This is a genomic window from Maritalea sp. YIW29, from assembly GCF_057219265.1.
Genome location: NZ_JBXVVF010000001.1, coordinates 1,672,996 through 1,698,400, shown reverse-complemented (window position 1 = coordinate 1,698,400; position 25,405 = coordinate 1,672,996). Strand labels below are relative to the sequence as shown.

The 25,405-nt window shown below is 49.4% G+C and carries 27 protein-coding genes; 14 read left to right on the top strand and 13 right to left on the bottom strand.

Annotation, left to right across the window (positions count from 1 at the left end):
- Positions 1–3: 3 nt before the first annotated feature.
- The 4 genes from AC2D8L_RS08240 to AC2D8L_RS08225 are packed head-to-tail and all read right to left on the bottom strand — an operon-like array spanning position 4 to position 3,829.
- Positions 4–1,104 (bottom strand): ABC transporter substrate-binding protein, encoded by a 1,101-nt coding sequence (locus tag AC2D8L_RS08240; RefSeq protein ID WP_484684960.1) that lies wholly within the window; start codon positions 1,102–1,104, stop codon positions 4–6.
- A gap of 28 nt (positions 1,105–1,132) precedes the next feature.
- Entirely contained in the window at positions 1,133–1,954 is an 822-nt protein-coding gene (locus AC2D8L_RS08235) for an ABC transporter permease (protein WP_484684959.1), read from the bottom strand.
- Between the two features lie 2 nt (positions 1,955–1,956).
- The gene (locus AC2D8L_RS08230) at positions 1,957–2,814 is read right to left on the bottom strand and encodes an ABC transporter permease (RefSeq protein WP_484684958.1); all 858 of its coding nucleotides are present in this window, start codon (positions 2,812–2,814) and stop codon (positions 1,957–1,959) included.
- Positions 2,807–3,829: an ABC transporter ATP-binding protein gene (locus AC2D8L_RS08225; protein ID WP_484684957.1), complete on the bottom strand. Its 1,023-nt coding sequence runs from the start codon at positions 3,827–3,829 to the stop codon at positions 2,807–2,809. The genes AC2D8L_RS08230 and AC2D8L_RS08225 overlap by 8 nt, the downstream gene beginning before the upstream one ends.
- A gap of 116 nt (positions 3,830–3,945) precedes the next feature.
- Between AC2D8L_RS08225 and AC2D8L_RS08220 the strand changes: the two genes are divergently transcribed.
- The gene (locus tag AC2D8L_RS08220; RefSeq protein WP_484684956.1) at positions 3,946–5,070 is read left to right on the top strand and encodes a MarR family transcriptional regulator; all 1,125 of its coding nucleotides are present in this window, start codon (positions 3,946–3,948) and stop codon (positions 5,068–5,070) included.
- Between the two features lie 253 nt (positions 5,071–5,323).
- On the opposite strand, the gene AC2D8L_RS08215 is transcribed toward AC2D8L_RS08220, so the two are convergent.
- On the bottom strand, positions 5,324–5,833 hold the full coding sequence (locus AC2D8L_RS08215) for a DUF721 domain-containing protein (RefSeq protein WP_484684955.1): 510 nt from the start codon (positions 5,831–5,833) through the stop codon (positions 5,324–5,326).
- 32 nt (positions 5,834–5,865) lie between these two features.
- On the opposite strand from AC2D8L_RS08215, the gene AC2D8L_RS08210 reads away from it, so the two are divergent.
- Positions 5,866–6,993 (top strand): A/G-specific adenine glycosylase, encoded by a 1,128-nt coding sequence (locus AC2D8L_RS08210; protein ID WP_484684954.1) that lies wholly within the window; start codon positions 5,866–5,868, stop codon positions 6,991–6,993.
- Between the two features lie 131 nt (positions 6,994–7,124).
- On the opposite strand, the gene AC2D8L_RS08205 is transcribed toward AC2D8L_RS08210, so the two are convergent.
- The gene (locus tag AC2D8L_RS08205; RefSeq protein WP_484684953.1) at positions 7,125–8,279 is read right to left on the bottom strand and encodes a DNA methyltransferase; all 1,155 of its coding nucleotides are present in this window, start codon (positions 8,277–8,279) and stop codon (positions 7,125–7,127) included.
- A 122-nt stretch (positions 8,280–8,401) separates the two neighbouring features.
- Positions 8,402–9,052 carry a ribonuclease HII gene (locus tag AC2D8L_RS08200; protein WP_484684952.1) on the bottom strand — a complete coding sequence of 217 codons (651 nt, stop codon included), beginning with the start codon at positions 9,050–9,052 and terminating at the stop codon, positions 8,402–8,404.
- A gap of 141 nt (positions 9,053–9,193) precedes the next feature.
- On the opposite strand from AC2D8L_RS08200, the gene AC2D8L_RS08195 reads away from it, so the two are divergent.
- Positions 9,194–9,823 carry a TetR/AcrR family transcriptional regulator gene (locus AC2D8L_RS08195; protein WP_484684951.1) on the top strand — a complete coding sequence of 210 codons (630 nt, stop codon included), beginning with the start codon at positions 9,194–9,196 and terminating at the stop codon, positions 9,821–9,823.
- Positions 9,820–10,917, top strand: a complete 1,098-nt coding sequence (locus tag AC2D8L_RS08190; RefSeq protein WP_484684950.1) for an NAD(P)-dependent alcohol dehydrogenase — start codon at positions 9,820–9,822, stop codon at positions 10,915–10,917. The genes AC2D8L_RS08195 and AC2D8L_RS08190 overlap by 4 nt, the downstream gene beginning before the upstream one ends.
- Positions 10,918–10,938: 21 nt before the next feature.
- On the opposite strand, the gene AC2D8L_RS08185 is transcribed toward AC2D8L_RS08190, so the two are convergent.
- Both AC2D8L_RS08185 and AC2D8L_RS08180 read right to left on the bottom strand, forming a co-directional pair.
- Positions 10,939–12,324: a multicopper oxidase family protein gene (locus AC2D8L_RS08185; RefSeq protein WP_484684949.1), complete on the bottom strand. Its 1,386-nt coding sequence runs from the start codon at positions 12,322–12,324 to the stop codon at positions 10,939–10,941.
- Between the two features lie 106 nt (positions 12,325–12,430).
- On the bottom strand, positions 12,431–13,585 hold the full coding sequence (locus AC2D8L_RS08180; protein WP_484684948.1) for a PA0069 family radical SAM protein: 1,155 nt from the start codon (positions 13,583–13,585) through the stop codon (positions 12,431–12,433).
- A 196-nt stretch (positions 13,586–13,781) separates the two neighbouring features.
- Between AC2D8L_RS08180 and AC2D8L_RS08175 the strand changes: the two genes are divergently transcribed.
- From AC2D8L_RS08175 to AC2D8L_RS08165, 3 genes are all read left to right on the top strand, one after another.
- Positions 13,782–14,096: a protease inhibitor I42 family protein gene (locus AC2D8L_RS08175; protein ID WP_484684947.1), complete on the top strand. Its 315-nt coding sequence runs from the start codon at positions 13,782–13,784 to the stop codon at positions 14,094–14,096.
- A 21-nt stretch (positions 14,097–14,117) separates the two neighbouring features.
- Complete coding sequence (locus tag AC2D8L_RS08170) at positions 14,118–15,533, top strand: C1 family peptidase (protein WP_484684946.1); 1,416 nt, start codon at positions 14,118–14,120, stop codon at positions 15,531–15,533.
- Between the two features lie 67 nt (positions 15,534–15,600).
- The gene (locus tag AC2D8L_RS08165) at positions 15,601–16,137 is read left to right on the top strand and encodes a hypothetical protein (RefSeq protein ID WP_484684945.1); all 537 of its coding nucleotides are present in this window, start codon (positions 15,601–15,603) and stop codon (positions 16,135–16,137) included.
- Between the two features lie 78 nt (positions 16,138–16,215).
- Here AC2D8L_RS08165 and moaB read toward each other — a convergent pair whose 3' ends face one another.
- Positions 16,216–16,752 (bottom strand): molybdenum cofactor biosynthesis protein B, encoded by a 537-nt coding sequence (moaB, locus tag AC2D8L_RS08160; RefSeq protein WP_484684944.1) that lies wholly within the window; start codon positions 16,750–16,752, stop codon positions 16,216–16,218.
- A gap of 20 nt (positions 16,753–16,772) precedes the next feature.
- Positions 16,773–17,315, bottom strand: coding sequence for a hypothetical protein (locus tag AC2D8L_RS08155; protein WP_484684943.1), 543 nt, complete (start codon positions 17,313–17,315; stop codon positions 16,773–16,775).
- A gap of 114 nt (positions 17,316–17,429) precedes the next feature.
- Here AC2D8L_RS08155 and AC2D8L_RS08150 point away from each other — a divergent pair, with 114 nt between their 5' ends.
- Positions 17,430–17,801: a VOC family protein gene (locus AC2D8L_RS08150; RefSeq protein ID WP_484684942.1), complete on the top strand. Its 372-nt coding sequence runs from the start codon at positions 17,430–17,432 to the stop codon at positions 17,799–17,801.
- 12 nt (positions 17,802–17,813) lie between these two features.
- The gene (locus tag AC2D8L_RS08145) at positions 17,814–18,218 is read left to right on the top strand and encodes a hypothetical protein (RefSeq protein WP_484684941.1); all 405 of its coding nucleotides are present in this window, start codon (positions 17,814–17,816) and stop codon (positions 18,216–18,218) included.
- Positions 18,219–18,224: 6 nt separating this feature from the next.
- On the opposite strand, the gene AC2D8L_RS08140 is transcribed toward AC2D8L_RS08145, so the two are convergent.
- Entirely contained in the window at positions 18,225–19,046 is an 822-nt protein-coding gene (locus AC2D8L_RS08140) for a uracil-DNA glycosylase (RefSeq protein WP_484684940.1), read from the bottom strand.
- Positions 19,047–19,214: 168 nt separating this feature from the next.
- Here AC2D8L_RS08140 and AC2D8L_RS08135 point away from each other — a divergent pair, with 168 nt between their 5' ends.
- The 3 genes from AC2D8L_RS08135 to AC2D8L_RS08125 all read left to right on the top strand — a co-directional run bounded on the left by AC2D8L_RS08135 (position 19,215) and on the right by AC2D8L_RS08125 (position 22,396).
- The gene (locus tag AC2D8L_RS08135) at positions 19,215–20,936 is read left to right on the top strand and encodes a tetratricopeptide repeat protein (protein ID WP_484684939.1); all 1,722 of its coding nucleotides are present in this window, start codon (positions 19,215–19,217) and stop codon (positions 20,934–20,936) included.
- Positions 20,937–20,942: 6 nt separating this feature from the next.
- Positions 20,943–21,809 (top strand): 4-(cytidine 5'-diphospho)-2-C-methyl-D-erythritol kinase, encoded by an 867-nt coding sequence (locus tag AC2D8L_RS08130; RefSeq protein ID WP_484684938.1) that lies wholly within the window; start codon positions 20,943–20,945, stop codon positions 21,807–21,809.
- Between the two features lie 113 nt (positions 21,810–21,922).
- Positions 21,923–22,396, top strand: a complete 474-nt coding sequence (locus AC2D8L_RS08125; protein WP_484684937.1) for a BLUF domain-containing protein — start codon at positions 21,923–21,925, stop codon at positions 22,394–22,396.
- Between the two features lie 2 nt (positions 22,397–22,398).
- Here the strand turns inward: AC2D8L_RS08125 and AC2D8L_RS08120 are convergent, their stop codons facing one another.
- A complete protein-coding gene (locus AC2D8L_RS08120) occupies positions 22,399–23,415 on the bottom strand; it encodes a polyprenyl synthetase family protein (RefSeq protein WP_484684936.1) in 1,017 nt (338 codons plus the stop codon).
- A gap of 212 nt (positions 23,416–23,627) precedes the next feature.
- On the opposite strand from AC2D8L_RS08120, the gene AC2D8L_RS08115 reads away from it, so the two are divergent.
- A complete protein-coding gene (locus AC2D8L_RS08115; protein ID WP_484684935.1) occupies positions 23,628–24,413 on the top strand; it encodes a tRNA1(Val) (adenine(37)-N6)-methyltransferase in 786 nt (261 codons plus the stop codon).
- A 118-nt stretch (positions 24,414–24,531) separates the two neighbouring features.
- Entirely contained in the window at positions 24,532–25,401 is an 870-nt protein-coding gene (locus AC2D8L_RS08110) for a S49 family peptidase (RefSeq protein ID WP_484684934.1), read from the top strand.
- Positions 25,402–25,405: the final 4 nt, after the last annotated feature.

Sequence of the window (25,405 nt, the reverse complement as noted above, 5' to 3'; positions counted from 1 at the left end):
TGTTTAGTTTTGAACGACGTTTTCGATAAATGGCCCAATCACATCACCAATTGGCAATGGACCAACCCAATCACGCGTATTTGCCCGCTGGTCATTAGGAACCAGAGCAAAGCTGTCGTCCGCAGCTTTGTTTGTTGGTGCAGTACCAAACGTTTTGTTGAAAGCTGTTTGGTTTTCAGCTGACGTCAGCCAAGACACAAACAAAATGGCGGCAGCTTTATTTGGCGCATTGTTCGGGATAGCGACAACGTTGCCACCGCCATTCATTCCCCAATTGGGGATGTAGAAATGAACATGGCCACCAACTTCATTTTTTCGGATTAGCGACGCAAGATGATCTTCCCATGCAGGCACGATCAAAAACTCACCTGAATTTAGACGCGTAAGGCTGTCCGCGTTTGATCCGGTAATAACGAACTTATCTTTACGGGAATTGAACCAATCCCAAGTTGGGGACAGGTCAGGGGTTTCTGCGAGTTCTGAATCTGGCTCGACGCCCAGAATGTTTCTCGAAATGTTGTTTATGAACGACGGGCCTGAACCGCCTTTTTCATAGTTAAACCCCAGTTGGTAGGGGTTTTCATCAATCCAAGTTTCCAGCTCGGCCAACGTTTGAGGAAGATCAACTCCTTTGACCCGATTGCTATCAAACGCGATGCCAGTTTGGTTACCCCAATATGCAACACCATAGCCATTCCAATCACCGCCATTGATTTGATCAGTGAGGGCATTCTTTTCCGGCATTAAGGGCAAGATTGGCCCTAGGAACGCAGATGAAATCTCAAACTTCTTGTCGGCATCACCGCCCATTGCGATAACATCAATATCACCAGTTTCCCGCTGGGCTTCAGCAAGGACTTTATTGACGGCATCTTCACCTGAGGCAACGTCGGGAACATTTACCTTGATCCCGTACTTTTCTTCAAAAATTTTCACATGCTCACGAAACTCTGGTTGGAAATACCAAACATACCAGTTCAGTTCACCTTCCTGTTGAGCCTGGGACACAATTTCGTCCCAGCTCATTGTCGTGACGTCACTCGCCATTGCGGTCCCGACCAAGGTCGCGCCAGCAATTGCGGTTGCAAGTAATTTACGCAGCATAATATTCCTCCACTGTGCGTTTTTGAAATCAGCCTTTGCCAGAGATATTGGCAGGGTTGGCTGACTGTAGAAGCCGTTCCAAAATGAGCATTAAGATGACATTTGGGACGACCAAGATGAGGGCAACAACTGCCGCGTTTGGGCGGATGAAATTGTAACCCAGATAGGAATAGAGAATTGTTGGAATTGTCGTGAAGTCCGGTGACCCCACCACAAATGCTAGGGCAAATTCTTCGATCGACAGAATAAAAACGATCAAGAATGCGGCAAGCACGCCTGGTTTCAAAACAGGCCAGTAGGCAACCTTAAAGATCGCGAACGGAGACGCTCCTAAGTCACGTGCGGCATTTATGACATCTTGTTTCACTAGACTGAATGACACCGTTAAGATCCGAACGGCATAGGGCATCAACAGAACAATATGGCCAAGCAAGATTGCAGGGTAGCGCGCGAAAATGCCAAGTGAGAGCAACAACGATGCAAAGAATATGGCGAGCACAAACCCAGGCATTACGAGTGGAACCAAAATCAGGACTTGCGCAATCGATTTTCCTGGAAAGTCCAGTCGACCGAACGCGAATGCCGTTGGCATGGCCAAGATGACGGTTACCAAACCGGCAATAGGCGCGAGGCTATATGAGTTGAGCATCGCCGTGAAAAGCGAACTGGTTTCCCACATGTCGCGCCAACGTTCAAAAGACAGTTTGGGTGGCAAAATGTCGGGATAACTCCACGCTTGGCCTGGATCGACAAGCGACCACAGCAAAGCCATTCCAAATGGAATGATGAGCCACAGCGCCATGATTGTAACCAGCAGGATGACGAGAATTGAGCTGAGAGAAATTCGCATGATCAAACCTTCTGTGCTGCGCGGCTTAGCAGTTGAACAATTGCTGCAAGGAGAATTGAACCGAATAAGGCGAGCGCCATAAGCATCACCGCCACAACAGCAGCCGCATTCCAGTTTCCTTCGACATTTTGAAGGAAAGCCATATACGTCGCCAAGGAGTTCACCGAAGTTGGGCCTGCAACTGCTTGAAAGCTGAAATCGCCGGCGGCGCCAATGAAGATTAATATTAGCGATGCCTGCATGGCTTTTGCCGTTAGTGGCAACACCACTTTTCTAAACCTAGCAACTGTTCCTGCACCCAAATCTTGGGCAGCCTGTAGCACCGGATCAGATATCGCTTGCACGGCTCCAGAGAGAAGTAAAAACGCGAAAGGCATTTGCTTCCAGACTTGCAGTGCAATGATGGCAAGGCCGTTCTTGTCGTTTTGCATCCGCATTGGCCGTTCCCAAATACCGATCCAAACGAAAAACTCATTCACAAACCCATGAAAGGAAATGATATTGACCAACAAAAATGCTGCAACTAGGCCAGGCACTAGCAATGGTGCTTTCAAAAGTGCCGATAATATTGCTGATCCTGCGAAAGGTTTGCGAAGCCAAAGCGCAATTGGATAAGCAACAATAACTGCAAGCACGGACGAAGTTGTCGCAATGTAGGAGGACCACCAGAACGAGCGCCAAAACCTTCGGCTTTCCATCATACCGGTCCAGTGCTCAAGTGAAAAACCGCCACTGGCGCCTGAAAAATCATATGCGCCAAACGATTGCGCGACGGCCCGATACAGCACGGTCCCAACAAAGATTAGAACCAACCCAAGGCCGGGCAACAGGAGCAAAACAATCTTGATTGCTTTAGCCATTGTCTCCCTCCGGCACGAGGATTACATTTTCAACTGCGACGCCGAATTCGATTTCATCGCCCAATGCTAGCTTTGTTGCGCCGGGCAGCTGCATGCGAACAGTTTGGTCGCCAGCAGATACAAATGCATCGACGAAAGCGCCCTGAAATGCAATTTCCGTTACAATTCCCTTGAGAGGGCCACCCAATAGGCTCATCTCAGGCCGCCACACAATCGTTGCTGCATCACTGTCAGCGCCGACCACTGGAACCTCACCAAACGGCGTTGCTAGTTTTTGGCTCACCAATTTTCCAGTGTGGATATTTGCGGCGCCAATAAAGTCAGCCACAAATCTCGTTCTCGGTCGAAAATAGATATCCTCTGGCTTACCAAACTGCTCAACTTTGCCTTCATTCAAAAGGTAAATTCGATCAGACAGTGCAAGTGCTTCGGTTTGGTCGTGTGTCACATAAATGGCTGTAAAACCAAATTCGCGCTGTAGACTTTTGATTTCTTTTCGAACCTGATCGCGCAACTTTGCATCCAAGTTCGACAATGGCTCGTCAAACAAAACAAGGTCAGGTGCAACGGCCAGTGCCCTCGCAAGCGCGACGCGTTGTTGTTGCCCGCCAGATAATGCATTGGGCAATTTGTTGGCGTGATGCTCCAATCCGAGTTTATGAAGTAAATTTTCTACTCGGTCATTAGTAACGCTAGTAGCGACTCGTTTTTGCCTTGGGCCAAATGCAACATTGTCTGCAACACTTAGGTGCGGAAACAAGGCGTACGACTGAAAGCACATCGCAGAGTTTCGTTTTTCTGGCGGCACGTCGGTAACATCTTGGCCGTCAACGCTGATTTGGCCGCTAGATGGCGTGAGGAAGCCGGCGATAGCATTTAGAAGCGTGGTCTTCCCGCATCCTGATGGTCCGAGCAATGTTATGAACTCACCATTAGCGGCTGAAATACTAACGTCCTTGAGCGCCTCAAAGCTCCCGAATTTCATCCCCACCCTATCAACTTTTAACTCAGCCATTTTCATCCCTACTAAGTTTCACTTGCTAACTTAATTAAATACACATTAGAAACTTAATGCAACATATTTGTTACAACGACCCCAAAAATTTAAATTTAGGCAACAACAATACGATTATGACTGACCAAAAAATTAGCCTTGGCGAATTGGAACTCAGTTCTGCTGAACGACGAATATTCATGTTCATTCGGAACAATGTAGGTTCATCTAGAGCGGAGATATCTCGCGAGTTGGGGCTGGCAAAAGCGACCGTTACGCGTGCGATGACCAAGCTCCAAAAATATGGATTGGTTGAAGAAAAACGCGAAAAATCGAAGAGCGCGCAAATGGGGCAACCCAACATCAGGATCAGTTTGCGCGAAGCTGAAGTCCTGACAGTTGGCGTAACGCTTTCTTCACGAGGCTGTTGTGCCGCATTGGCCAATTTGCAATGCGAGCCTATTTGGATCGGGGATTTAGAACCAATAGCTCAAAGCAAAGATGAGGTTGCGGACCAGGTGGTGCGTGTCGTCAACTCAGCGATGCAACAATCCGGCGGGAATGCACGTGACATCGGCGTGTTCGTACCTGCACTTTTTGACAATACGAGAAGAATTTTCGAAATCACGCCAAGTCAGGAGCATGTTCCTTATGACGAAGTTCTAGCACATTTGCGGAACGAGTTTTCTGATTGCACTATCACGCCGTCCGGGCGAGCCGATATTCTTTATCATGCTCTGGAACCGGGCAACTATGGAGAAGTTATATTCCACCTATCTTGTGCCGACGGAGTTGGCGGACAGATTTTTGATCGCGACCGACCGTTTCTTGGTGGATTTAACATGGCAGGTAACATCGGTGGACTAGTGCCAGAGCCCGGCCCTCGTCCGAGCATTCCTGATTTAGCAAGAGCTCTGGGGCGCGCAGTCGATGACATGGCGATTGATGACATCGAGCAAATATATCAAAATGACACTAAAGAAATAATTTCTTGGCTTGAAGATAGAGCGCTGACCATTTCTGAACCGCTCAGCGCGTTGGTGCAGCTGGTAAATCCAAACAAGCTCATATTTGGCGGAAACTTCCCCGCCTCAGTTTTAACGCATCTTGGTGATTTAGTGGACCTTGCACGCTTTGACGTTCCAGGGCGCTTAAGGCTGCCAAAGCCAAAAATCGAAATCTCGGACATCCTTGGTGACAAACGTCGCGCACTCGCTGCGGCAAGTGTACCACTTGCCAAATTCGCCTTTGCGGAAATTTAATTTGCACCTTGAATGAGAGGTATCTGGGTTGATGGCTTCGTCCACACAACTGATATCGAGTAAAATGGGATGCATCGCAAACCTAAATGCTTAGTTTGTGGGATGATACGTTTCATAACCATTCGGAGTGAACGGCAGGTTTGGACCTTTTCTTCAAATATTGGTCTGCGATGTGAATGTCGTGATAGGGCTCGGAGCTGACATCTACGCAAAAAGAATTTCCGCCTCAACTCGACGCTAAACTGAACCGCTATCAATCTCGTCCCTTCAACCCACGACCTAACTTCGTCAACGCATCGCGCAACCCTTCATCCTCAATGCCTTCAACCTGGCTGGCAATGTCTTGTTCTTCACCTTCGCTGAGCTTGCGCAAACGGGGTTTTGCATCTTCTTCTAAGTTGGGCACAAAGGGGCGGCGGGACGGTTTGATCTTATCGACCAGATAAAAACCAAAATACCGATTGATCGAGGCTTTAATCGTTTCAGTTTCGTGGGTGAAGGCGAGGGCGTAGACGGGGTCTACGCGCACCGTCAGCACTGCGCCCGTATGGGGAGTGTTCGCCATTTCGCGCGGCCAGTTCAATTTGTCTGGCACCACGCCCTTATCAAAAGGCGAGCCTACAATGGTTGCCCACCGCATCAGCAATTCGGAATTGGCAAAGCCGCGCTTTTGCACCATCGGCTCCATAGAGCGTTCAACCAACTCGCCGATAGTGGCGGTACGGCGAAGGCGCTTGGGTGTTTTAGGCTTTTTTTCGCTCATTCTCGTTCTCAAATTTGCTGGCGGGGCAACTTGTGCAACCCGGCCAAATCACCCATAAACCCATCATGCCAGAAATCAAACCGTCAAGCAGCACCAAAGTGAACCAATCGCCCATTGATGGCGCTGCGCTTTTGGCTTGGTATGACAAAAATGCCCGTAAACTGCCTTGGCGGGTAAGCCCGGCAGACAGGGCAAAGGGGGTTGCGCCCAATCCGTATTTTGTTTGGCTTTCTGAAATTATGTTGCAGCAAACAACCGTGCCAACGGTGGGTAAATACTTTGCCGACTTCACCACCCGCTGGCCGACGGTTTTTGATTTGGCTGCTGCCGAGCGTGATGATGTTCTAAAAGCTTGGGCTGGCTTGGGGTACTATGCACGGGCGCGAAACCTACATGCTTGCGCAAATCAGGTCGTTGCCGAATATGGCGGAGCGTTCCCCAGTAGTTCAGAAGAATTGCAAAAATTACCCGGCATCGGCCCTTACACGAGCGCGGCCATCGCCGCGATTTGTTTTGACGAGCAAGTCGCTGTAATCGACGGCAATGTGGATCGGGTCGCGGCGCGGTTCACCGCATTGGCTGAACCGGTGCGGGACGCAAAACCGTTCATCCGTTCCTTCATTCAACAATCTGTGCCTAAACGGGCAGGGGACTTTGCCCAGAGCCTAATGGATTTAGGCGCAACCATCTGCGCGCCAAAGCGGGCAAATTGTTTGATCTGCCCAATCGCTAAAGGATGCACCGGCACCCTAACGGCAGAGCCGACGAACTTCCCGATCATGCCACCAAAAAAGCAAAAGCCAATTCGTGTCGGCCATGCCTTTGTGGTGGAAAATGACGCAGGGGAGGTTTGGCTTCGTCAGCGCCCCGAAAAAGGATTGTTGGCCGCGATGACCGAAGTACCCGGCAGTGACTGGTTTAAAGTAACCCAAATCGCCGACAAACCGACGGTTGAGTTTCCCCACAAAGGTGATTGGAAAAACTGCGGCACCATCGACCACGTCTTCACCCATTTCGCCCTCAATGTTTCGGTTTGGAAATTGAAGGCGGAAACGCCACCAACCGCGGATGGCTGGTGGGCAAAAAAACAGGATTTGGATGGTGAAGCATTGCCAACCATTTTCAAAAAAGTTCTGGCGGCGGCACTAGAGCGGACATAACGCACTTGTCGCATAAAACGTTCCGGCACGAACGCGAAACCTACCTGGCACAAATTGAGACTGTTTCGCACAAAAAAAACCGCTGATCAAAAGACCAGCGGTAAGTTACCTGAAAAGTTCTGGAGGTCGTATCAGGCCGAAAGTTTATTCATCGTCGCACGAATTTCAGTGCGTAATTCATCAATTAAAACAAGGTCATCGCCCTGTTCTAGGTGCCAATATGTCCAGCCATTGCAGGACGCTGCGCCTTGCAAAAGGGCACCAACTTTGTGGATGGAACCTTCATGTCCGTCACAAACAAGCGATCCATCAGCCCGCACCGTGGCTTTGTATTTTCTTTTTGAATCCAACAATTTAGCGCCAGGCAAAATCATGCCTTGCTCGATCAAAGAGCCAAAGGCCACTCGCTTTTCAGCGCGTTTTCCTTTAACCGTTTCCAGCACAATCTGTTCGAGTGGCTTAATGGACGCGATGCGCTTAAGTGCTGCATTTATATAGTCATTTTCACGTTCACAGCCAATAAAATGGCGGCCAAGCTTCTTGGCAACCGCGCCAGTGGTCCCCGTGCCAAAAAACGGGTCTAGCACTACGTCGCCGGGCTTGGTCGTCGCCATAAGCACCCGATATAAAAGACTTTCTGGCTTTTGTGTCGGATGCACTTTGTCGTCGTTTTCGTCTTTGAGACGTTCGCCACCAGTGCAGATCGGGAACAGCCAATCGGAACGCATTTGCGTATCGTCATTTGCCTGTTTCAGCGCGTCATAATTAAATGTCGGCTTGCTGCTTTGGTCGCGTGTTGCCCAAATAAGTGTTTCATGCGCATTGGTAAATCGCGTTCCCCGAAAGTTCGGCATCGGGTTCGATTTGCGCCAAATAATGTCGTTCATCATCCAGAACCCAAGGTCCTGCAAGATTGATCCAACGCGGAAAATATTATGGTAGGAACCAATCACCCACATTGCGCCATTTGGCTTAAGAATCCGCTTAGCAGCGCTCATCCAATCGCGGGTGAACTGATCATAATGCGCAAAGTCAGAAAACTTGTCCCAATCATTATGGACGCCGTCCACGTTAGACTGGTCAGGCCGGGTGAGGCCTTTTTCCAACTGAAGGAAATAGGGGGGATCTGCAAAGACAAGGTCAACCGAATTGGCCGGAAGTGAGTTCATATGCTCGATGCAATCGCCCACCAAAATGGTGTCCAATGGCAGATACTCTGAACCCTTTTCGCCTGTCTGGCGAAGCGACGTCTTACTTGACGTCGACGAATGCTTGTTACGCAACATTCTATTTACCCTAACGCATTACTACCCCGCCATTTGTAATTTCTTAGGGTTAAGGGGGCGCTAAAACTTATGGTAAACTAAAGGTAAAGGGTGACATTCGGCGGTTAAGCCGCTGTTTTGAATCAGCTTTCAGCCGCCAATATTTCTGCAATTGGTTTGAAGTCAGCACGATGATGGGGTGTAGCTCCATGTGTCTTTAATGCCTGCATGTGCTGTGCGGTGCCATATCCCTTGTGTTTTGCAAACCCATATTGAGGATGTGACTGATCTAACAACTCGCACATCCGGTCACGGGTGACCTTTGCAATGATTGACGCCGCGGCGATCGAAACTGATCGGCTATCGCCCTTTATCAACGCCTGGCCACGACATGGCATTTGAGGTGGAATATCTCGACCATCAATGAGCGCTATGTCTGGTGAAAGGGAAAGTGCCCTAACAGCCTGCGCCATGGCATAAAGCGTTGCACCACGAATGTTGCGCTCAAATATTGTGGCCGGAGCTGCGGATGCGATACCCACATGGGAGCATGCCATGATTTGGGCATACAAGGCGTCGCGCTTCTTTGCGGTCAGCTTCTTACTGTCATTCAGCCCATCTGGAATATTGGCCGGATCAAGAATGACTGCGGCAGTCACCACTGGCCCCGCCAGCGGGCCACGTCCAGCTTCATCAACCCCACAGACAACTAGACCTTTCTTGCGAAACTGTTCTTCAATTAAGAAATCAGGTGCGTTTGGAAAAAGCGCTGCTTGGGAATCGGATTTGCTCATTTTTACAAAATGCCACCACGCGGACAGGCAGCCAAGCAAAATGATTATGTGTTTGACAAGCGGTGCGTACAAAATGAACTAACTACAAAAATGAATTGACTTTAAAAAAATATTGCCTACATAAGCCATATGATAAAGATTATGGAAAAAAAGCGCGCGCGAACACGCGCAGCGATATTGGGTTCAGCTAAGGAACTGTTCATATCGAATGGGTTCGAAGAAACCTCAATGGAAGAAATCGCGGCCTTGGCTGAAATCGCTACGGGCACGCTTTATAATTACTTTGGCTCCAAGTCCGTATTACTGTTTGCCATGTATGATGACTTAGCCCAAGAGCTGCAGCAGCACGCGCCGGTGCGCAAACCCGGTGAGATAAATGCTGAAACGGCACTGTTAGATATCTGCACAGTACTTCGGCATTATTCGAAGTCTGCCTCGCTGTTCCCAAAACCGATTATGCGCAAAGTAATGGCGCATTTGTTTGATCTTGATGCGGCACAGATGGCTGAACTGGTAACGATTGAGCTTCAGTTTATGGAGCTAATCCTCCCCATATTGCAGGATATGGAAGAGGCGGGTTTGCTTGCTGTTGGCGTCGATGTGGAAGGCGCGGCTATGCTGTTATATGGCGCCGCGGCCGCCAACCAACAGGCCTATATCACCATTGAACAAATGAACGAAAAACAGATGCTTGATGTCATTGAGATGCAAGTGCGAACCATGTTTTTCGGCCTGTTGCCACGAGAACAAATCAAGAGGGCTGCCAAATGAATGCCGCAAAACGAGGCGAACAATATTGGTCCGAACAGGTCATGCCTGCAGTCGGCATTACCGAAAAGCCTGAAATTGGGCGCGTTGCGGATTATCTGCAAATGTTGGAAGTCGCCACGCCGCGGCCGACACGTGGTCAGGTCGCAGTTCAAATCATGGCATCTGCCATGCATATTGATGAAATCTATATGGCACAAGGGACTGCATTGGGACGCTTTTATGGGCCAAAGGTTGTGTCGCAAGAACAGCCATTTTTGATGGGTTCCTCGGTTTCCGGCATTGTTGTGGCGCTTGGGGGCGATGTGTCTGAGTTTGAGGTGGGTGATGAAATCATCGTCATCCCATCAGAACACCCGCAAGGAGGTAGCTGGTCGCATTATAAATGCTTTGAAGCAAAATGGATTATGAAGAAACCCGAGGCGCTGAGTTTTAATGAAGCAGCAGCGGTCACTATGGCTGCATGTGTGGCTTGGGGTGCTATTGGATTTGCTGGGGTTAAGCCGGGGCAACGTTGCGCCGTCGTTGGCGCTTCGGGCGCAATTGGTGCGATGGTTCTGCAATTTCTCAAGTCAATTGGATGTCATGTGACCGCGGTTTGCAGCGGTGCGAGCGAGGAGTTTGTTCGGTCCTATGGGGCAGACGATGTTGTTGACTACAAAAAATCTGATTTTGGTGAAGTCGCGCAAGCAAGCGGTGAGTATTACCATGCGGTTTTTGATTGTGTTGGCGGACGTGAGATCGAAACCAGTGCGTTCAAGTCGTTATTGCCAACTGGTACATTTGAGACGGTTGTTGGCCCCGTTCAGTATATCGGAGAAACAAAACTATCTTGGTGGGACTTCTCCAAAGTGATGGGCCATATTGTGTGGCGCATGATATGGACGCGGCTAAGGCCGGGTGCCAAATATACATTTGGTGAGAAATATCCGCGTCTTGTTATCCATGATGCGATGAAGCAGCTTTTGGAACACAATATTCGGATGCCGGTATTGAACACTATTCCCTTTGAAGTGGATGCAATTGTCGACGCGGTTCGCGAGCTTACGACACACCGTGGCAAAGGCAGAACAGTGATCGATTTCACAATTGCTTAGCTCAATCGACAAGGAAATCGATCAGGTCTCAACCCTCAGATAACCTGCCAGCCCGGTTTTTTGATGCTCAATTACATGACAATGGAACGCCCAGTCGCCGGGATTGTCCGCGACGAGGGCAACGTCCATTGTTTCGCCAGAAAGCAGCAGAGCTGTGTCGGTGAAATGGGGTGGCAGCGCGCGTTTATCTGAACGGATCAACTTAAAGGCGAGGCCATGAAGGTGGATGGGATGATCGTTTGGTGTGTTGTTCCGAAGCCGCAAAATATAGCTTTTTCCCTGTTTCATCACTGCAAGCGGTGCCAATGGATCTGGCGTATCGCCGAGCCACGGGGTGCGGTTGATCGACCAAAATGTATAACCAAGCGATCCACAAATGCTTTCAACAGGCTCGTCACCATCTGGCGACCAGCCGAACAGAAAGTCCAGAACTTCAGCATTGGCGAGGTTCGGTTCCAACACTGGATTACGCGGTAATGGTTTGAGCTCTGTTAGCTGACGATTGGATGATGTGCCAACAGACCTAAATGTGGCCATCAAACGTGGGCGTGCAAGGGTGTTCAAAATCAACTCAGCGCTTTCGCCCTCTTGGTCTGGCATACGAAGGGCAATATCGGCCCGTTGGCCAGGGCTAAGCAGAATGTCGGTGGCAGGCAGGGGATTTGGCACGGGGTGAGAATCTAAAGCAATTACTTGGGCTTGGGTGCCTGTCAGTTGATAGGTGCCAACGCGGGTGACATCCGTAACCGCAAGGCGCAGGCGAACAAGGCTCCCGGCCGGAAGGTCATAAGTTGGCTGCATTTGCCAATTGACGGTGGAAACCGTACCAAGTGTGCCGCCCCGCGCAGCGCTTCGCGGTTTAAAAAGGGCTGCAAATTGCCCATCACTGCCCAGTCGGAAGTCGCGAATATTGAGTGGAAGGTCTTGATCAAAGCCCGGGTCTTCATGTTCATCGACGATCAACATGCCGGTCATGCCGCGTGCCATTTGGTCTAACGTATTGCAGTGCGGGTGATACCAAAATGTGCCTGCGTCTGGAGACTGGATTTGGTAGCGAAATGTTTCGCCCAGCTCTATTGGTTTTTGCGTGAGGTAAGGCACGCCGTCCATTGCGTTCTCATGCCGAAGCCCATGCCAATGCACGATACTTGCCTCATGCAAATTGTTGGTGACATCAACACTCTTGGTTTCACCCTGTTTCAAACGAATGATCGGGGCAGTGCCACCAGAACCGAACCCCATCATCCGTTCGGTAATGTGCCCGGGCATTATTTCGTGGCTAAGATAGTTCAGCGGCAATTGCATATCCGCCGCCAGTGCGCTTTTAGCCCAACCATAACTTGCCGCAGAAGCGGCAAGCGTAGTGGCAGAACCCAGCAAAAATTCGCGACGAGACATGCCCAACATAAGAAAACCCAAACCAAATTGAAAACACTAAAGAAGGTTGAGTTAAACTAGATCAAATCCCCCGATTAGGTGAAAGGCCAAATTGTCACAAGTTCAATCCAGTCTATCAAAAAAGGCTGAGTTGATCGTCTTGTTGTTCTGGCTGCGTGAACAGGTCCGTCCGCAAATGCGGTAGGCGCTTTTTAAGCCCGTTGCGATTGAGGGCAAGTTCAAACCGCCGTTGCATTTGATAGGCGTAAGGGCCGGTGCCCTTCATCCGAGATCCATAATTGGGATCATTATCTTTCCCACCCCGCACGCTGCGCACCAGATTAAGCACATGGCGCAATTTGTCCGGATAATAACGCAGCAACCATTCGCGGAAGATATTGCGCACTTCACCGGGTAACCGAAGCATGATCATGCCGGCTGAAACCGCCCCTTGCGCCGCCGCCGCATCAATTATTTTCTCCAATTCGCTGTCATTAATGGCAGGGATCATCGGTGCTGCCATAACCTGAGTCGGAATGCCCGACTGGCTCAACAACTCCACTGCCTCAAGCCGCTTAGACGGGGTTGAAGCGCGCGGCTCCAACTGGCGGGATAGTTTCCGGTCTAGCGTGGTCACCGATATGGCGACATGCACCAAATTCAGCTTGGCCAATTCCGTGAGCAGGTCCAAATCGCGCACGATAAGTGCTGACTTGGTGACGATGGTCACCGGATGTTTGAACTCCAATAGCACCGCCAAAATATCGCGCATCAATTTACGCTCTCGCTCAATCGGCTGATAGGGGTCGGTATTGGTGCCAATCGCTATTGCTTTAGGCACATATTTCTTTCGGCTTAATTCTTCGCGCAATCGATCCGCCGCGTTGGTCTTGGCATAAAGCTCTCGCTCAAAATCAATCCCTGCAGAATGTCCCAAATAGGCATGGGTTTGACGTGCAAAACAATAAGAACAGCCATGTTCACAACCCCGATATGGATTGATCGAGCGATCGAAATTAAGGTCCGGGGACTCGTTCTTCGTGATGATGGTTTTTGCCCGTTCATCACGCACATTGGTGCTAAAAGCAGGTAAGCTTTCAAGCGACTGCCAACCATCGTCAAAACTCTCGCGCTCAAACGGCTCAAAGCGACCAGAAATGTTGCTTTGTGCGCCCCGGCCACGGTTGCGATCTGGCGAAACCATACGACTGGCCAAAATATCGCGATCAGCACTTTTGGCAATGCGTGCAAAGCTATCCGGCGGGGGCGGTAAACTAGCATGAATGGGCATAAATCACCTCGCGACAAAAGTTAACAAATCGTTCTAGTCAAATAGAACAAAATGAGAACAAATTGTCAATCAGCAATTGCACGAACCTGAGCTATCGCTTGCTGAAAACTCAAGGTCCAGTATAGTTAAATAATATTGGGGGGATTTGAATTTGGATACTTATCAAAGTTTGTACTAGGATAATTAGAGCAACTAAATGTTGATTATTTCAGAAGACGACAGTGGTTTTGTTTTTGAAGTTTCAAGGTTGCGCCCATTTTTTATTGAGTTGAAGGAGAACCCGACAACGGGATTTCTCTGGTCTATTATTATTGACGACAATATTGAACTGCTTAGCTCTGAAATTGGGCATCTTTCTGAAGATAAGGTTGGTGGCGGGGGCGTTCGGCGGTTCAAGCTTCAATCCCGCAAGCTTGGTTCTTCAGTGATTAAGGCGCGATTAGGTCGAAAGTGGGAAAGCGACGCCGAGCCAATCGGCGAGTTTTTTACAACGATCAATACTACAGAATAATTTTTAAGGGAGATATTACATATGGAATTAGACATTGATCTATTGCGAGAAATCCAACAGCAAAATGCAGAAAGCGGCGTTATTTGGTCGGCCGGTGACACGTCCATGTTGCGCATGTCGCACGAAGAGCGAAAAATGCGGCTGGGGGTATTGGAGGATCCCGAGGATATTCCATTGGGCGAGCGTGAGAATGTCGCGGCCGCCAATGTCAGCGCGCACTTAGACCTTGTGGCAGCAACGCCGCCAAAAAACTTTGATTGGCGCAGCACGAAAACGGGCAACTTCATCACAAAGGTAAAAGATCAAAAAACATGTGGCGCATGCGTGGCTTTTGCGACCAATGCCGCAGTTGATTCTGCGATGCGCATTGCTGCCAAACTGCCCATTGGCAGCCCGCACGAAGGGACGTTGATTTCCCTTTCAGAAGGGCAATTGCAATTTAGTGGCGGCGGGAGCTGCGCGGGTTGGAATGTTTCAAGCGCGTTGGCATATTCTACTTCAACCGGCGTAATTCCGGATACGCTTTACCCCTACACTGCCAAAGATCAGGTGCCCAAATTGCCCAAAAAGTGGAAGGGCAAGGTGACAAAGCTTGCGACCTATAGAAATGTTGGGTCGGCTGCTGATATGAAAGAGTGGCTGCGCAAATCATGTCCCATGATTACAACCTTCGTCGTGTACAACGACTTTTTTGCATATTCCAACGGGGTCTATCACTGGAATGGTAAAGCGAAATATGCTGGCCATCACGCTGTTTGTGTTGTCGGATTTGATGACAATGAGAAAGCTTGGATTTGCAAAAACAGTTGGGGAACCAAATGGGGTGACGGTGGTTATTTCAAAATAGGTTATGGGCAATGCGGTATTGATGCATCCATGTGGGGCGTCAACGCTTTTAGCAAAGTTTACCCGTTCAATAAGGGCGGCACAACGTACAGTTTGATGATTGATGAGCATGCCAACGAGACTTGGTCACCACATGATCCAAATTCAAATGCGGGCTGGTTAAAAGGGGACAAACTGATTGTGACATGCGCAATCAATCTGAACCCAGCAGGGGTTAACCCGGCGCCAAAATCCAACGAATATGTCGGGCTATGTCTCAATGCAGTGAGCAATGATGATAAACCTTCGATCACCGCCGCACTCCATGGCATCAAGGCTGTGAAAAGTGGCAATGGCAAGCTTGTCGGCACAGGAATAACAGCCGGAGCTGCGTCAAGCGATGCAATTTTTCACAATGCGAAACCAATGGCGCTGCCGGCTTCAATTCCATTGGTGCCCGCAACACGGGGCAAGCTCAAGAAGCTCAATTATAGCTGGACGATGGATTACAACGCCAACAACACGGTGGTTGGAACCGAGCGACAAATCGCGATTGCCTTTGGCTTTGGGTACAAAGTCGACGGCGTCGTCAATAAAACAGCAGGTAAATAGTCGAAAACTCATCGACACACTTGAAAAATTTTAGCGCAAATCAGAATTGCCGATTTAAGGAATTATTATGCCACATAATTATAATCTAACCCTTCCAAAGGGACTTATTGCATTCAAAGATGGCATCTATCAGGGCAGCCACACCGAAGCCGTTTGGTCCCCGGTAAATCCAAAAGATATTGGAGGATGGAAAGATGGGGACACATTGACCATCACGTGCTCTCTCAATCTAAATCCAGATATTCCCAACCCGCCACCACACACAAATTATGTTGGATTGTGCGCGGCTGCATGCAATGCAACCAATACAAATGAAGTCAATTCTCTGATTAGAACCGCGCGCAGCCTTGGATTTCCCAACCCGGGCAAGCTAATTGGAAACGGAATTTCGACGTCCAATAGTGCATCTAGTTCGGCAATATTTTACAAATGCACATCAACCATCGGTACATTCCAACTTCAGCCCCCAAACCGGGGCAGTTTGAAGGATTATGTCTATCAATATCAAATGACCTATAACGGCAACAACACAGTGGCCGGGGGCACTGAAGTCGAAATCATATTTGGCTATGGTGACCCGATGGACAGCGAAGTAATTTCGTAAACGCTTTGCCTGCCAAAATTATGATTTGCGCCGGGATCGATCTTGATCCCGGCGTTAATATTCATGCCAGCACTATTCTCACCGCCCAGAATATTTGGGCAACACTTCCAAGAAATTGCATGGCTTGTGGCGGGAATCGAGTTGGAAGTTGATCACCCCTTGCCAGCCATCGCGACAGGCGCCGCGGGAGCCGGGGAGGCAGAAAATTAGGGTTGATCCGGCCATGCCGCCAGTTGCGCGGCTTTGAATGGTCGAGGTGCCGATTTGGGCGGCGGAATATTGATGAAACAGAACCGAAAACCCGTCCATAACTTTATCAAATAGCGGGGTAATTGCTTCAGGTGTAACGTCGCGTTGCGAAAAGCCAGTGCCGCCTGTTGTGATCACCACATCAATTTCTTCCATGTTGACCCAATTTTGAACGCGCTCGCGGATCAAGTCTGCATCGTCCGTCACGATGTCGCGTTCCAGAACATTGTGGCCGCTATCTTGGATCATTTCTTTCAACAACGCACCAGAATCGTCTGTTTCCAGCGTTCTTGTGTCTGAAACAGCCAAAATAGCGAAATTGAGTTTCACCATGTCTTGGGTTTCATCGATATTTGATTTGAACATTATGGTCTCTATTGTTGCGGTCAGCTTGTAGTTTTGGTGCCGGGCGAGGCGAGTAGAACATTGATTTTGTTGCCAGCAGTTTGGACATCAATGGCCAGCGGTTGCAACCTATATAATGGATGGGCGCGTCCTGCGGTTTGATTTGGAACAACAAAGTCAATTTTTTGCAGGTCATCAAGTGATTTGCTGAGTGCGCGGGCAGTAATTGGCGAAAGCGCACGCTTTAATTCGCTGAAACTTGTTCCTTCTTGGCCCAGAAGAGACAAGCAAGGGACGGTCCATTTGTTCAACAGCACCTTCTGCCAATTTGGCTGCATTTGCGTTAGGAACGCATTGCAATGTTCTGCAATCTTCTCGCCATAGACCGAAAGAAAATATTCAGGACGCAATGGGTGGCCATACCCTTTATTGCGCACCATGATCCCAAGGTCTTCCAAATGGGCGAGCGTTCTGCGCATCGCATCTTTGCTAGCACCTGTTTCGTGGCAAAGGCTGGAAAAACGGCCATGGGTTTGCAGCGCAGCAGATATTTGCGCGCTCCACCGCAATTTCCAAAATTCCAAAACACGCTCTTTTTGATGCATGGGCCACAACTATCAGATTCGGTCTAGACAACTTAGTATACTTTTAGTACCAATATTGCGAGTGAAAAGTTGAAAGTATGAAATGAGGAAGAAATGTTGGACTTTGACGATGAAATTAATTGCTCCACAGGGGTGAGCGACATTGCCGCTTCGGTGGAGTGGTATGAAAAGCAACTTGGATGCGTCGCGTTTTTCAAAGACGAGCAGCATGGTTGGGCGAGCCTATCCACGCCGATTGCCGGATTTACCCTTGGATTGTCAGAAGTAGAAAAACCAAACCCGCAAGGCGGTTGGGTGCCAACTTTTGGGGTCAAGAATATTGAAAGTGAGCGGAACCGATTGGAAAAAGCAGGTGTGCGTTTTGACGGGCCGACAATTGTAATCCCCTTTACGGCAAAGTTCGCGACATTTTTTGATCCCGATGGCAATCCGCTTATGCTTTCGCAAAAAACACGCAACACTTAGGAGGGAATAGCGATGCTTAGAATTTTGGCAGCAGCGGCCGCTGCATTCGTTATCTCTGTGGTTGCAAACACCGCCTATTATGCGATCACCGCAGAAGGACATCGGCTTGCCTTCACCAGTGAACAGCCAATATTCCTCTTGTTGTTGCTGGCCCATGCCTTACTGGTGGCCTTAATCTTCACCGCGTTGATGTGGGTGGGATCATCAAGACAGATTGAGGTCATGCATGGGGCGCAAATTGGCGCATTCATTGGCGTTGCAATGTTTTTGCCGATGGGCCTGATCGTGCGGGCAAGTTGGGATGTGCCAATCACAATCTATTTCGCGATCGACACCATTGTTGCTCTGCTCGTGAACGCCATTATGGGCGCGATAATTGTGCAAATTGCAAAAGCAGATTTTGCAAAATCGCAATAGTTGGGCCTAGCCCAATTCAGCCAGCTTGGATTTAAGGCTCAAAACGTCGCGCCAAACCAAGGCTTTTTGAGCCGGCTGCTTCAACAAATATGTTGGGTGCAACGTGGCCATTGCGATGCATGAATGTGCGCCAATGGTCACATCGCGCCATTTGCCCCTGAGCCGCAAAATGCCCATATCGGTTTCAAACAGCGTTTTGGAGGCTGCGCCACCTAACGTAATGATGATTTTCGGTGCGACCAGCTCAATTTGGCGTACCAAAAACGGCTGGCAAACGGCCGTTTCCGCAGGCGTTGGGTTGCGGCTGCCGGGTGGCCGCCACGGCAATGTGTTGGCAATGAAAACCTGATCTCTGTCGAGCCCGATAGAGGCCAGAATTCGGTCAAGCAATTCACCAGAACTGCCCACAAAGGGCGTGCCTTGCATATCCTCTTCGCGCCCTGGCGCTTCACCCACCAACATGATTTGCGCGTCCGGGTTGCCATCGGCAAACACCAAATTAGTGGCGCGATGTTTGAGCGGGCATCCGTCAAATTTCTCCATGACGGCGCGCAATGCGTCTAGACTGTCAGCCGAACTTGCAAGTTTTTGGGCTTCTTCAACATTGTGTGTTTCAGGCTGCAAATGACTTTGCGCTGCTGGCGGAGCGGGTGCGTTTGTACTTGCTGGTGTTTGAGATTTTTGGACTTGTGACGGTGCTTTTATCGGTTTCGCGGCGGCAGCAAACTGATCAATTGGCTCGTCCCCAAGAGCAATATCAACGCCCATGGCGCTATACCACTCTAGCGCAGCACGCATTTGTAAAATTTCATCACCATTTGACTGCATACTAGGGTCTTACCATGGCTGTTGCGCCCGTGTCAGCGGCAATCAATAAAAAGTTGCACGGTTGTGAACAAACATTTGGCGCTAAATGGTTGCACATGTGCCATAAAATGGCCAATCTCAAGCCCGATAGGTAACTTGCCGATTCAATCGCGACAGAAAGCATTATACGTGAGCATCAAAACCACATTGATTTCCGCAATCCTAGGCGCAGCGCTAGCCATGGGCACGGTGGCCCAAAGCGCTATTGCGCAAGACACCGCAAACGCGGATCAATTCCATTTATATTATCCGTCTCCGTCAGGCAGTTTTTTGGCCGGACGTGGTGCTTTTCTTGATCGTCAAACAGACAAAGCCGCGAGCTATTTTGTCGATGCGCTCAGTGCAGATTGGGACAATGCTGTCCTGCTCGATCGCGCATTCATGGCGCTTTTGGCATCAGGCCAGATTGAAGAATCAGAATCGATTGCCCGTCGCCTGATTGAACTTGAACCAAATAACGAAATTGCCCGGCTTGTATTGGGCGTTGTTGCACTCAAGGAAAGACGTTATCGCTCGGTGGACAATTACCTTGGCGACATGTCGGTCAACACACTCTTTGGCATCACGTCAAATGTGGTGCTTGGATGGTCGCAAATTGGCGACGGCAACTCCGCACAGGGAATTGATACGGTTGAAGGGATCACACAGCAGGGATTTCAGGGCTTCCTTGTGTTCCAACGGGCGCTGATGGCCGATGTTGGTGGCGAACGAGATATGGCTGAAAAGCTTTACGCCCAGGCCCATGAAGTTGATCCGTTCGTCTATTCAATCGTTGACGCATATGCGCGCTTTTTGGCGAACAATGGAAATTTTGACGAGGCGCTCGCTGTCATTGGACGTTTCAATGCACGTGGTCTTTCGCACGAAAATATCATGCAGCTGACGGACTTGATTAAGGCGGGCAAGCGCCCGGGCAAAATGGCAGAAAACGTACAACAGGGAGCAGCAGAATTATTGCGCGGCCTGTCTTCTGCATTGTCGCGCGAGTCAGCATCTGATGTGTCGCTCATTCTGATGCGCATGGCGACATATATGCATCCCAAATCAGATTTTGTCGCTTTCTCAATGGCAGATATTTTGGAGCAGTCTGAGCGTTATTTGGAAGCCAATGAAATTTATTCAAGCATTCCAAGAACATCCAATTTGTTTTCCACGGCGCTGGTACGAAAAGCGGAAAATCTACGCGAATTGGACGATGTAAACGGGGCCGTTAAAACCCTTGCGAACATCGTCAATCAAGATAAATCAAACATCACCGCTATCCTAGCGCTGGGAGATACATTGCGGTCAGATGAGCGTTATGAGGAGGCGAAGGATGCCTATTCTCAAGCGCTTGACATCACTAAAGGCGAACGCCCGACAGATTGGCATCTTTATTACGTGCGCGGCATTTCTTACGAGCGTCTAGGCGAATGGGACAGTGCTGAACGTGACTTCAAAAGTGCGCTCAAAATTTACCCGGACCAACCTCAGGTTCTGAATTATCTGGGATATAGCTGGGTTGATCAGGGTATCAATCTAAACGAAGCATTGGGGATGATTGAGGAAGCGGTTAGCTTGCGCCCGAATGACGGTTACATAGTTGATAGCTTGGGCTGGGCCTATTACCGGCTGGGTCGTTTTGAAGATGCGGTTGAAACGCTTGAGCGGGCAACGCGCTTGACCCCAAGCGACCCGACCATAAATGACCACCTTGGCGACGCCTATTGGCGCGCTGGCCGCAAACGCGAAGCCGGATTCCAATGGTCGAAATCACTCGATATGGACCCAGATGAAGATTTGATCGAAACACTCAATCAAAAAATTGTATCTGGATTGCAAGAAGACACTACGGTTGCAGATGCGGGCTAGATCCATATGAGCGTTTGGAGCGAACCCGCGCCAGCAAAAATCAACCTGTCACTGCATGTGGTTGGTCAACGCGAAAATGGTTATCACGAGTTGGAAGGCCTCACGGTTTTTACCCAGCTTTGTGATGAACTAAGTATTCGTGAGGCGAAGGTCGATCGTTTGCACACCATTGGCCCGTTCGCTAAGGCACTGGCCGATGAACGCGCGAACATTGTGCTAAAGGCGTTGGATCGGTTTCGCGCAGCTTGGCCCAACCGGATACCCGACGGGGTGGACATTACGCTCAATAAGATGCTGCCTGTTGCAGCCGGAATTGGCGGCGGTTCCGCAGATGCGGCAGCAGCATTGCGCGTTGCCGCCAAGATGGCAGGCTCTGGCATCGCAACAGACCAATTGGCAGAATTGGCGCTAGAACTTGGTGCTGATGTGCCAATGTGTTTGTTTTCCCGTTCTTGTTTGGTGCGCGGCGTCGGCGAAGAAATTCAAACCTTGAAGCCATTTCCAAAATTGCAGCTCGTTTTGGCAAACCCCAGAATTGGGGTGCCAACGGCCAAAATATTCCGGGCCCTAATGTCAAAAAACAATGCGCCGATGCCAGAACTGCCGACCGAATTGTCAAACAGTGCCGCTTTAGGGCTGTGGCTACAGGACACACGAAACGATCTTGAAATCCCAGCCATTGGTGTTGAACCCAAAATTGGTCAACTCACTCGTGAGCTGGCCAAATTGCCCGGCTGCATCATTTCCCGCATGTCAGGATCGGGCGCGACCGTGTTTGGTGTGTTTGGAGCTGAAGCGCAAGCACTGATGGCGGCGCAACAATTGCGCGAGCAATTCCCGCAATATTGGGTTGCCCAAACACCAATCATTTAGCACTAATTTTTATTCACTTAACAAACCAGCTAAATTTCGATTCAATTCATTGAATAAATCTCAAATTTGCATCTTTAACCTTGCCTGGTGAAATTTAGCACAGGAGAGACGCGATGCTGACAACAGAAAACATGTTGGAACCATTTCAGATCATTTATGCCAGCCTAGCGGTTGAGGTGATGGATCAGGAAAGCATGCGCGACCTTTTGCAAATTGCCCGCAAAAATAACTCCAGTGTAAATGTTGGCGGCATGTTGGTTTATCACGATGAATGTTTTTTGCAGGTGCTTGAGGGGCCTCGTATTGCGGTTGAAGCAATCTTTAAACGAATTTCAACCGACCTTCGCCACACTAATGTGAAATTGTTACTGCGTTGCGCCATTGAGGAAATTGAGTTTTCAGAATGGTCAATGGCATACATTGATGCGGATGGCGCAAATAGCCGAATTGAAGGCTATGTCGACTATCTAGAGCGGCTCGACGAAGAAGCACAGGGTGATAGCCAAGCGCGAAAAGTACTTCGTCGCTTCAAAAAAGGTGATTGGCGTCATTTGGTACAAGACGAACAGCCAAGCAAAAGCGCCTAGGCCTAGCTGGCGCGCTCTACACAATAATCGGCAATTTGCATGAGTAGGGTTGCGCCGTTGAGGTTGGCAAAGGGCTGAAGCGCTGATTTGGCCAAGGCTGCATGTTCATGTGCACGTTCAATGGTTGCTTTTAACGCGCCACAAGCAACAAGAATTTGTGCTACCCGTGATACGATCGCTTCGTCTGCTTCGACTTTACCCAAATGATCGCGAATAAATTGAGCGTCTTGCTCAGGGGCATGCTTTAAAGCATGCAAAATTGGCAAGGTCATCTTGCCTTCACGCAAATCGTCGCCGATATTCTTGCCGATTGTGCCCGAAAGGCCGCCATAATCTAGTGCATCATCAACAAGTTGAAACGCAATGCCCAGTTCCGCGCCATAGGATTTTAGCGCTTCGCGTTGCGTGTCATTTGCTCCGCCGGCCATGGCACCAACTTCTGTTGCAGCTTCAAAAAGCGCCGCGGTTTTGGCCTTGATGACCTCAAAATACTCGTCGACATTTGTGTTTAGGTCGTTGGCTTTTGAAAGCTGGAATACTTCGCCTTCAGCAATAATCGCAGCAGAGCGAGAAAGCACGTGCAATGCACCCAAATCACCAGCTTCAACCATCATCATAAAAGCTTGGCCAAGCAGGAAATCACCCACAAGAACGCTCGCGGCATTGCCCCAAATTTTGCGTGGCGCGAAGCGGCCGCGGCGTTTGTCGCTCTCATCAACCACATCATCATGCAACAGCGTGGCCGTATGCATAAATTCAACCGCGGCAGCATAACTAATATGCTGGCTGTTCTTCGGCTCGAACATCATCGCAGCCGCAACAGTAAGCATAGGGCGCAAACGTTTGCCGCCAGCAGAAATCAAGTAATTGGCAATTTCAGGAACCATTTCGACATGGGAGGTAATGCGCGAAAGAAGCAGTTCGTTTACGGCTTCCATTTCGTCCGAAGTATGCGCAATCAATTGCTCAACAACAGGCTGGGTAGATGATTGTTCTGCGGTTGCTTCAATAGTTGTCATTAATTCTTGTCCCGGCGCTCGATCCCCTAGCGCGAAATGGTCATAAACTGTTTCGACAGCCAATTGGGTGGCCCACAATTGCAATTGACAATCGTCATGGACCTTGTTGGTCTTGGTCACCCGCGTTAAGGCTATGCTATATACACGTGAACAACGTCAACTTGAACAGGCCATTTGCCAACCTAAACCAGGTCAATCAAAAAGTCATCGACATGTCCGTAGACCAGCCAGATGTGAAAGTAAAACAACAATGTGTCACAAGGGACGCATTTTTGGGTGGCGAATTGCAGATTTTGCAACCCAAAAAGGGTTTTCGTGCCGGTGTTGATAGTGTTTTACTTGGCGCTTCGCTCGATGAGGACTGCCGCAATCTGCTGGAACTGGGCGCCGGTGTCGGCGTTGCTTCCTTCACGGCGCTTGTTCATAACAAAAATTTGAATGCCCATTTGGCCGAAATTTCTAGTGAGGCAATCGACCTGTGTAAATTGAATGCTCAAAATAATGGGCTTGCGGCACGGGTTAACGTATCGCGGGTCGATATTATGGGGTCTGGCCCCGATCGGGAAGCCGCGGGGCTAAAGCCAGATCATTTTGATTGCGTTATCGCTAACCCGCCATATTTTGACGACAAATCCGTTTCATTGCCCCACGATCAATATGGCGCGCAGGCCCATGCGCACGATAAAGATTGCTTGGAGCGCTGGGTTAAAACAGCGGTGAGCGCATCTTCAGCGTCAGCACAAATCATTTTCATTCACCGTGCGGAAGCCATCAACGAATTGTTGCGCGCCTATGATCGACGGCTAGGCGATATTGCGATATTGCCGATCATTTCTCGCCCAGGGCAGCCAGCCAGCCGTGTGCTGTTGCGTGGCCGCAAAGGTTCTCGTGCACCGACAACGCTGATGAGTCCGTTACACCTACACGGCGAAACCGGACGAGAATTTTCGCCCATTGTGGAAAGAATCTTGCAAGGAAAAGACTGTTTGCACTGGTAGACTGGCAAATTGTGACTACATATCCGCCAAGACAGCTACGAATGAGATGTTTACAAAACAGACGCTGGCAATTTCTCACGCATTGCAAGCATGACGCGATCTAAAGGAACAAAAACCTATGACCGACAATATTCACAATTCAGCAGCGCCGGCACCTTGGCATGCAAGACTGCTCGGTCGCGATAGCACAGTCATTCCGGTGGTTCACCTTTCCGGCGTGATTGAGGCATCCAACCGACAGGGACGGATTAACATTCAGATGGCTGGCCCACTGCTCAAAAAAGCATTTGGCATTAAGCGCGCACCGGCTGTTGCTATCATCATCAACTCACCTGGCGGCTCGCCAGTTCAATCTCGCCTTGTGGCAAAATATATTCGCGATTTGGCCAACGAAAAGAAAAAAGAAGTACTGGTTTTTGTCGAAGACGTGGCCGCTTCTGGCGGCTATTTTATCGCCACCGCCGGTGACGAGATCATCGCTGACCCATCTTCAATCGTCGGCTCAATCGGCGTAATTTCTGGTGGTTTCGGATTTGAAGGTGCAATTGAAAAGCTAGGCATTAAGCGTCGCATGTACACGGCTGGCAAAAACAAATCGACGCTTGATCCGTTCTTGCCGGAAAAGAAAACCGATGTGGACCGCATTAAAAAATTGCAGCTGGATATCCATGAGATATTTATTGATTATGTGAAATCGCGCCGAGGTGACAAACTCAAAACAGAAGACAAGGATCTGTTCACCGGTGAGTTTTGGACGGCCAAATCTGGTATTGAGCTGGGCTTGGTTGATCGGCTAGGCGACATGCATGAAGTGCTGCGCGAAAAGTTCGGCAAAAAAGTAAAGTTGGAAAAAATAGTACCTAAAAAGGGTCTGTTTGGTGTACCCCGCCTACCATTTGCTCAAATTGGTGTTTCAGAAAGTGGACTGACCGATGACTTGATCGCCAGTGTTGAAGCGAAATCACTTTGGAGCCGTTTCGGGCTATAACAAC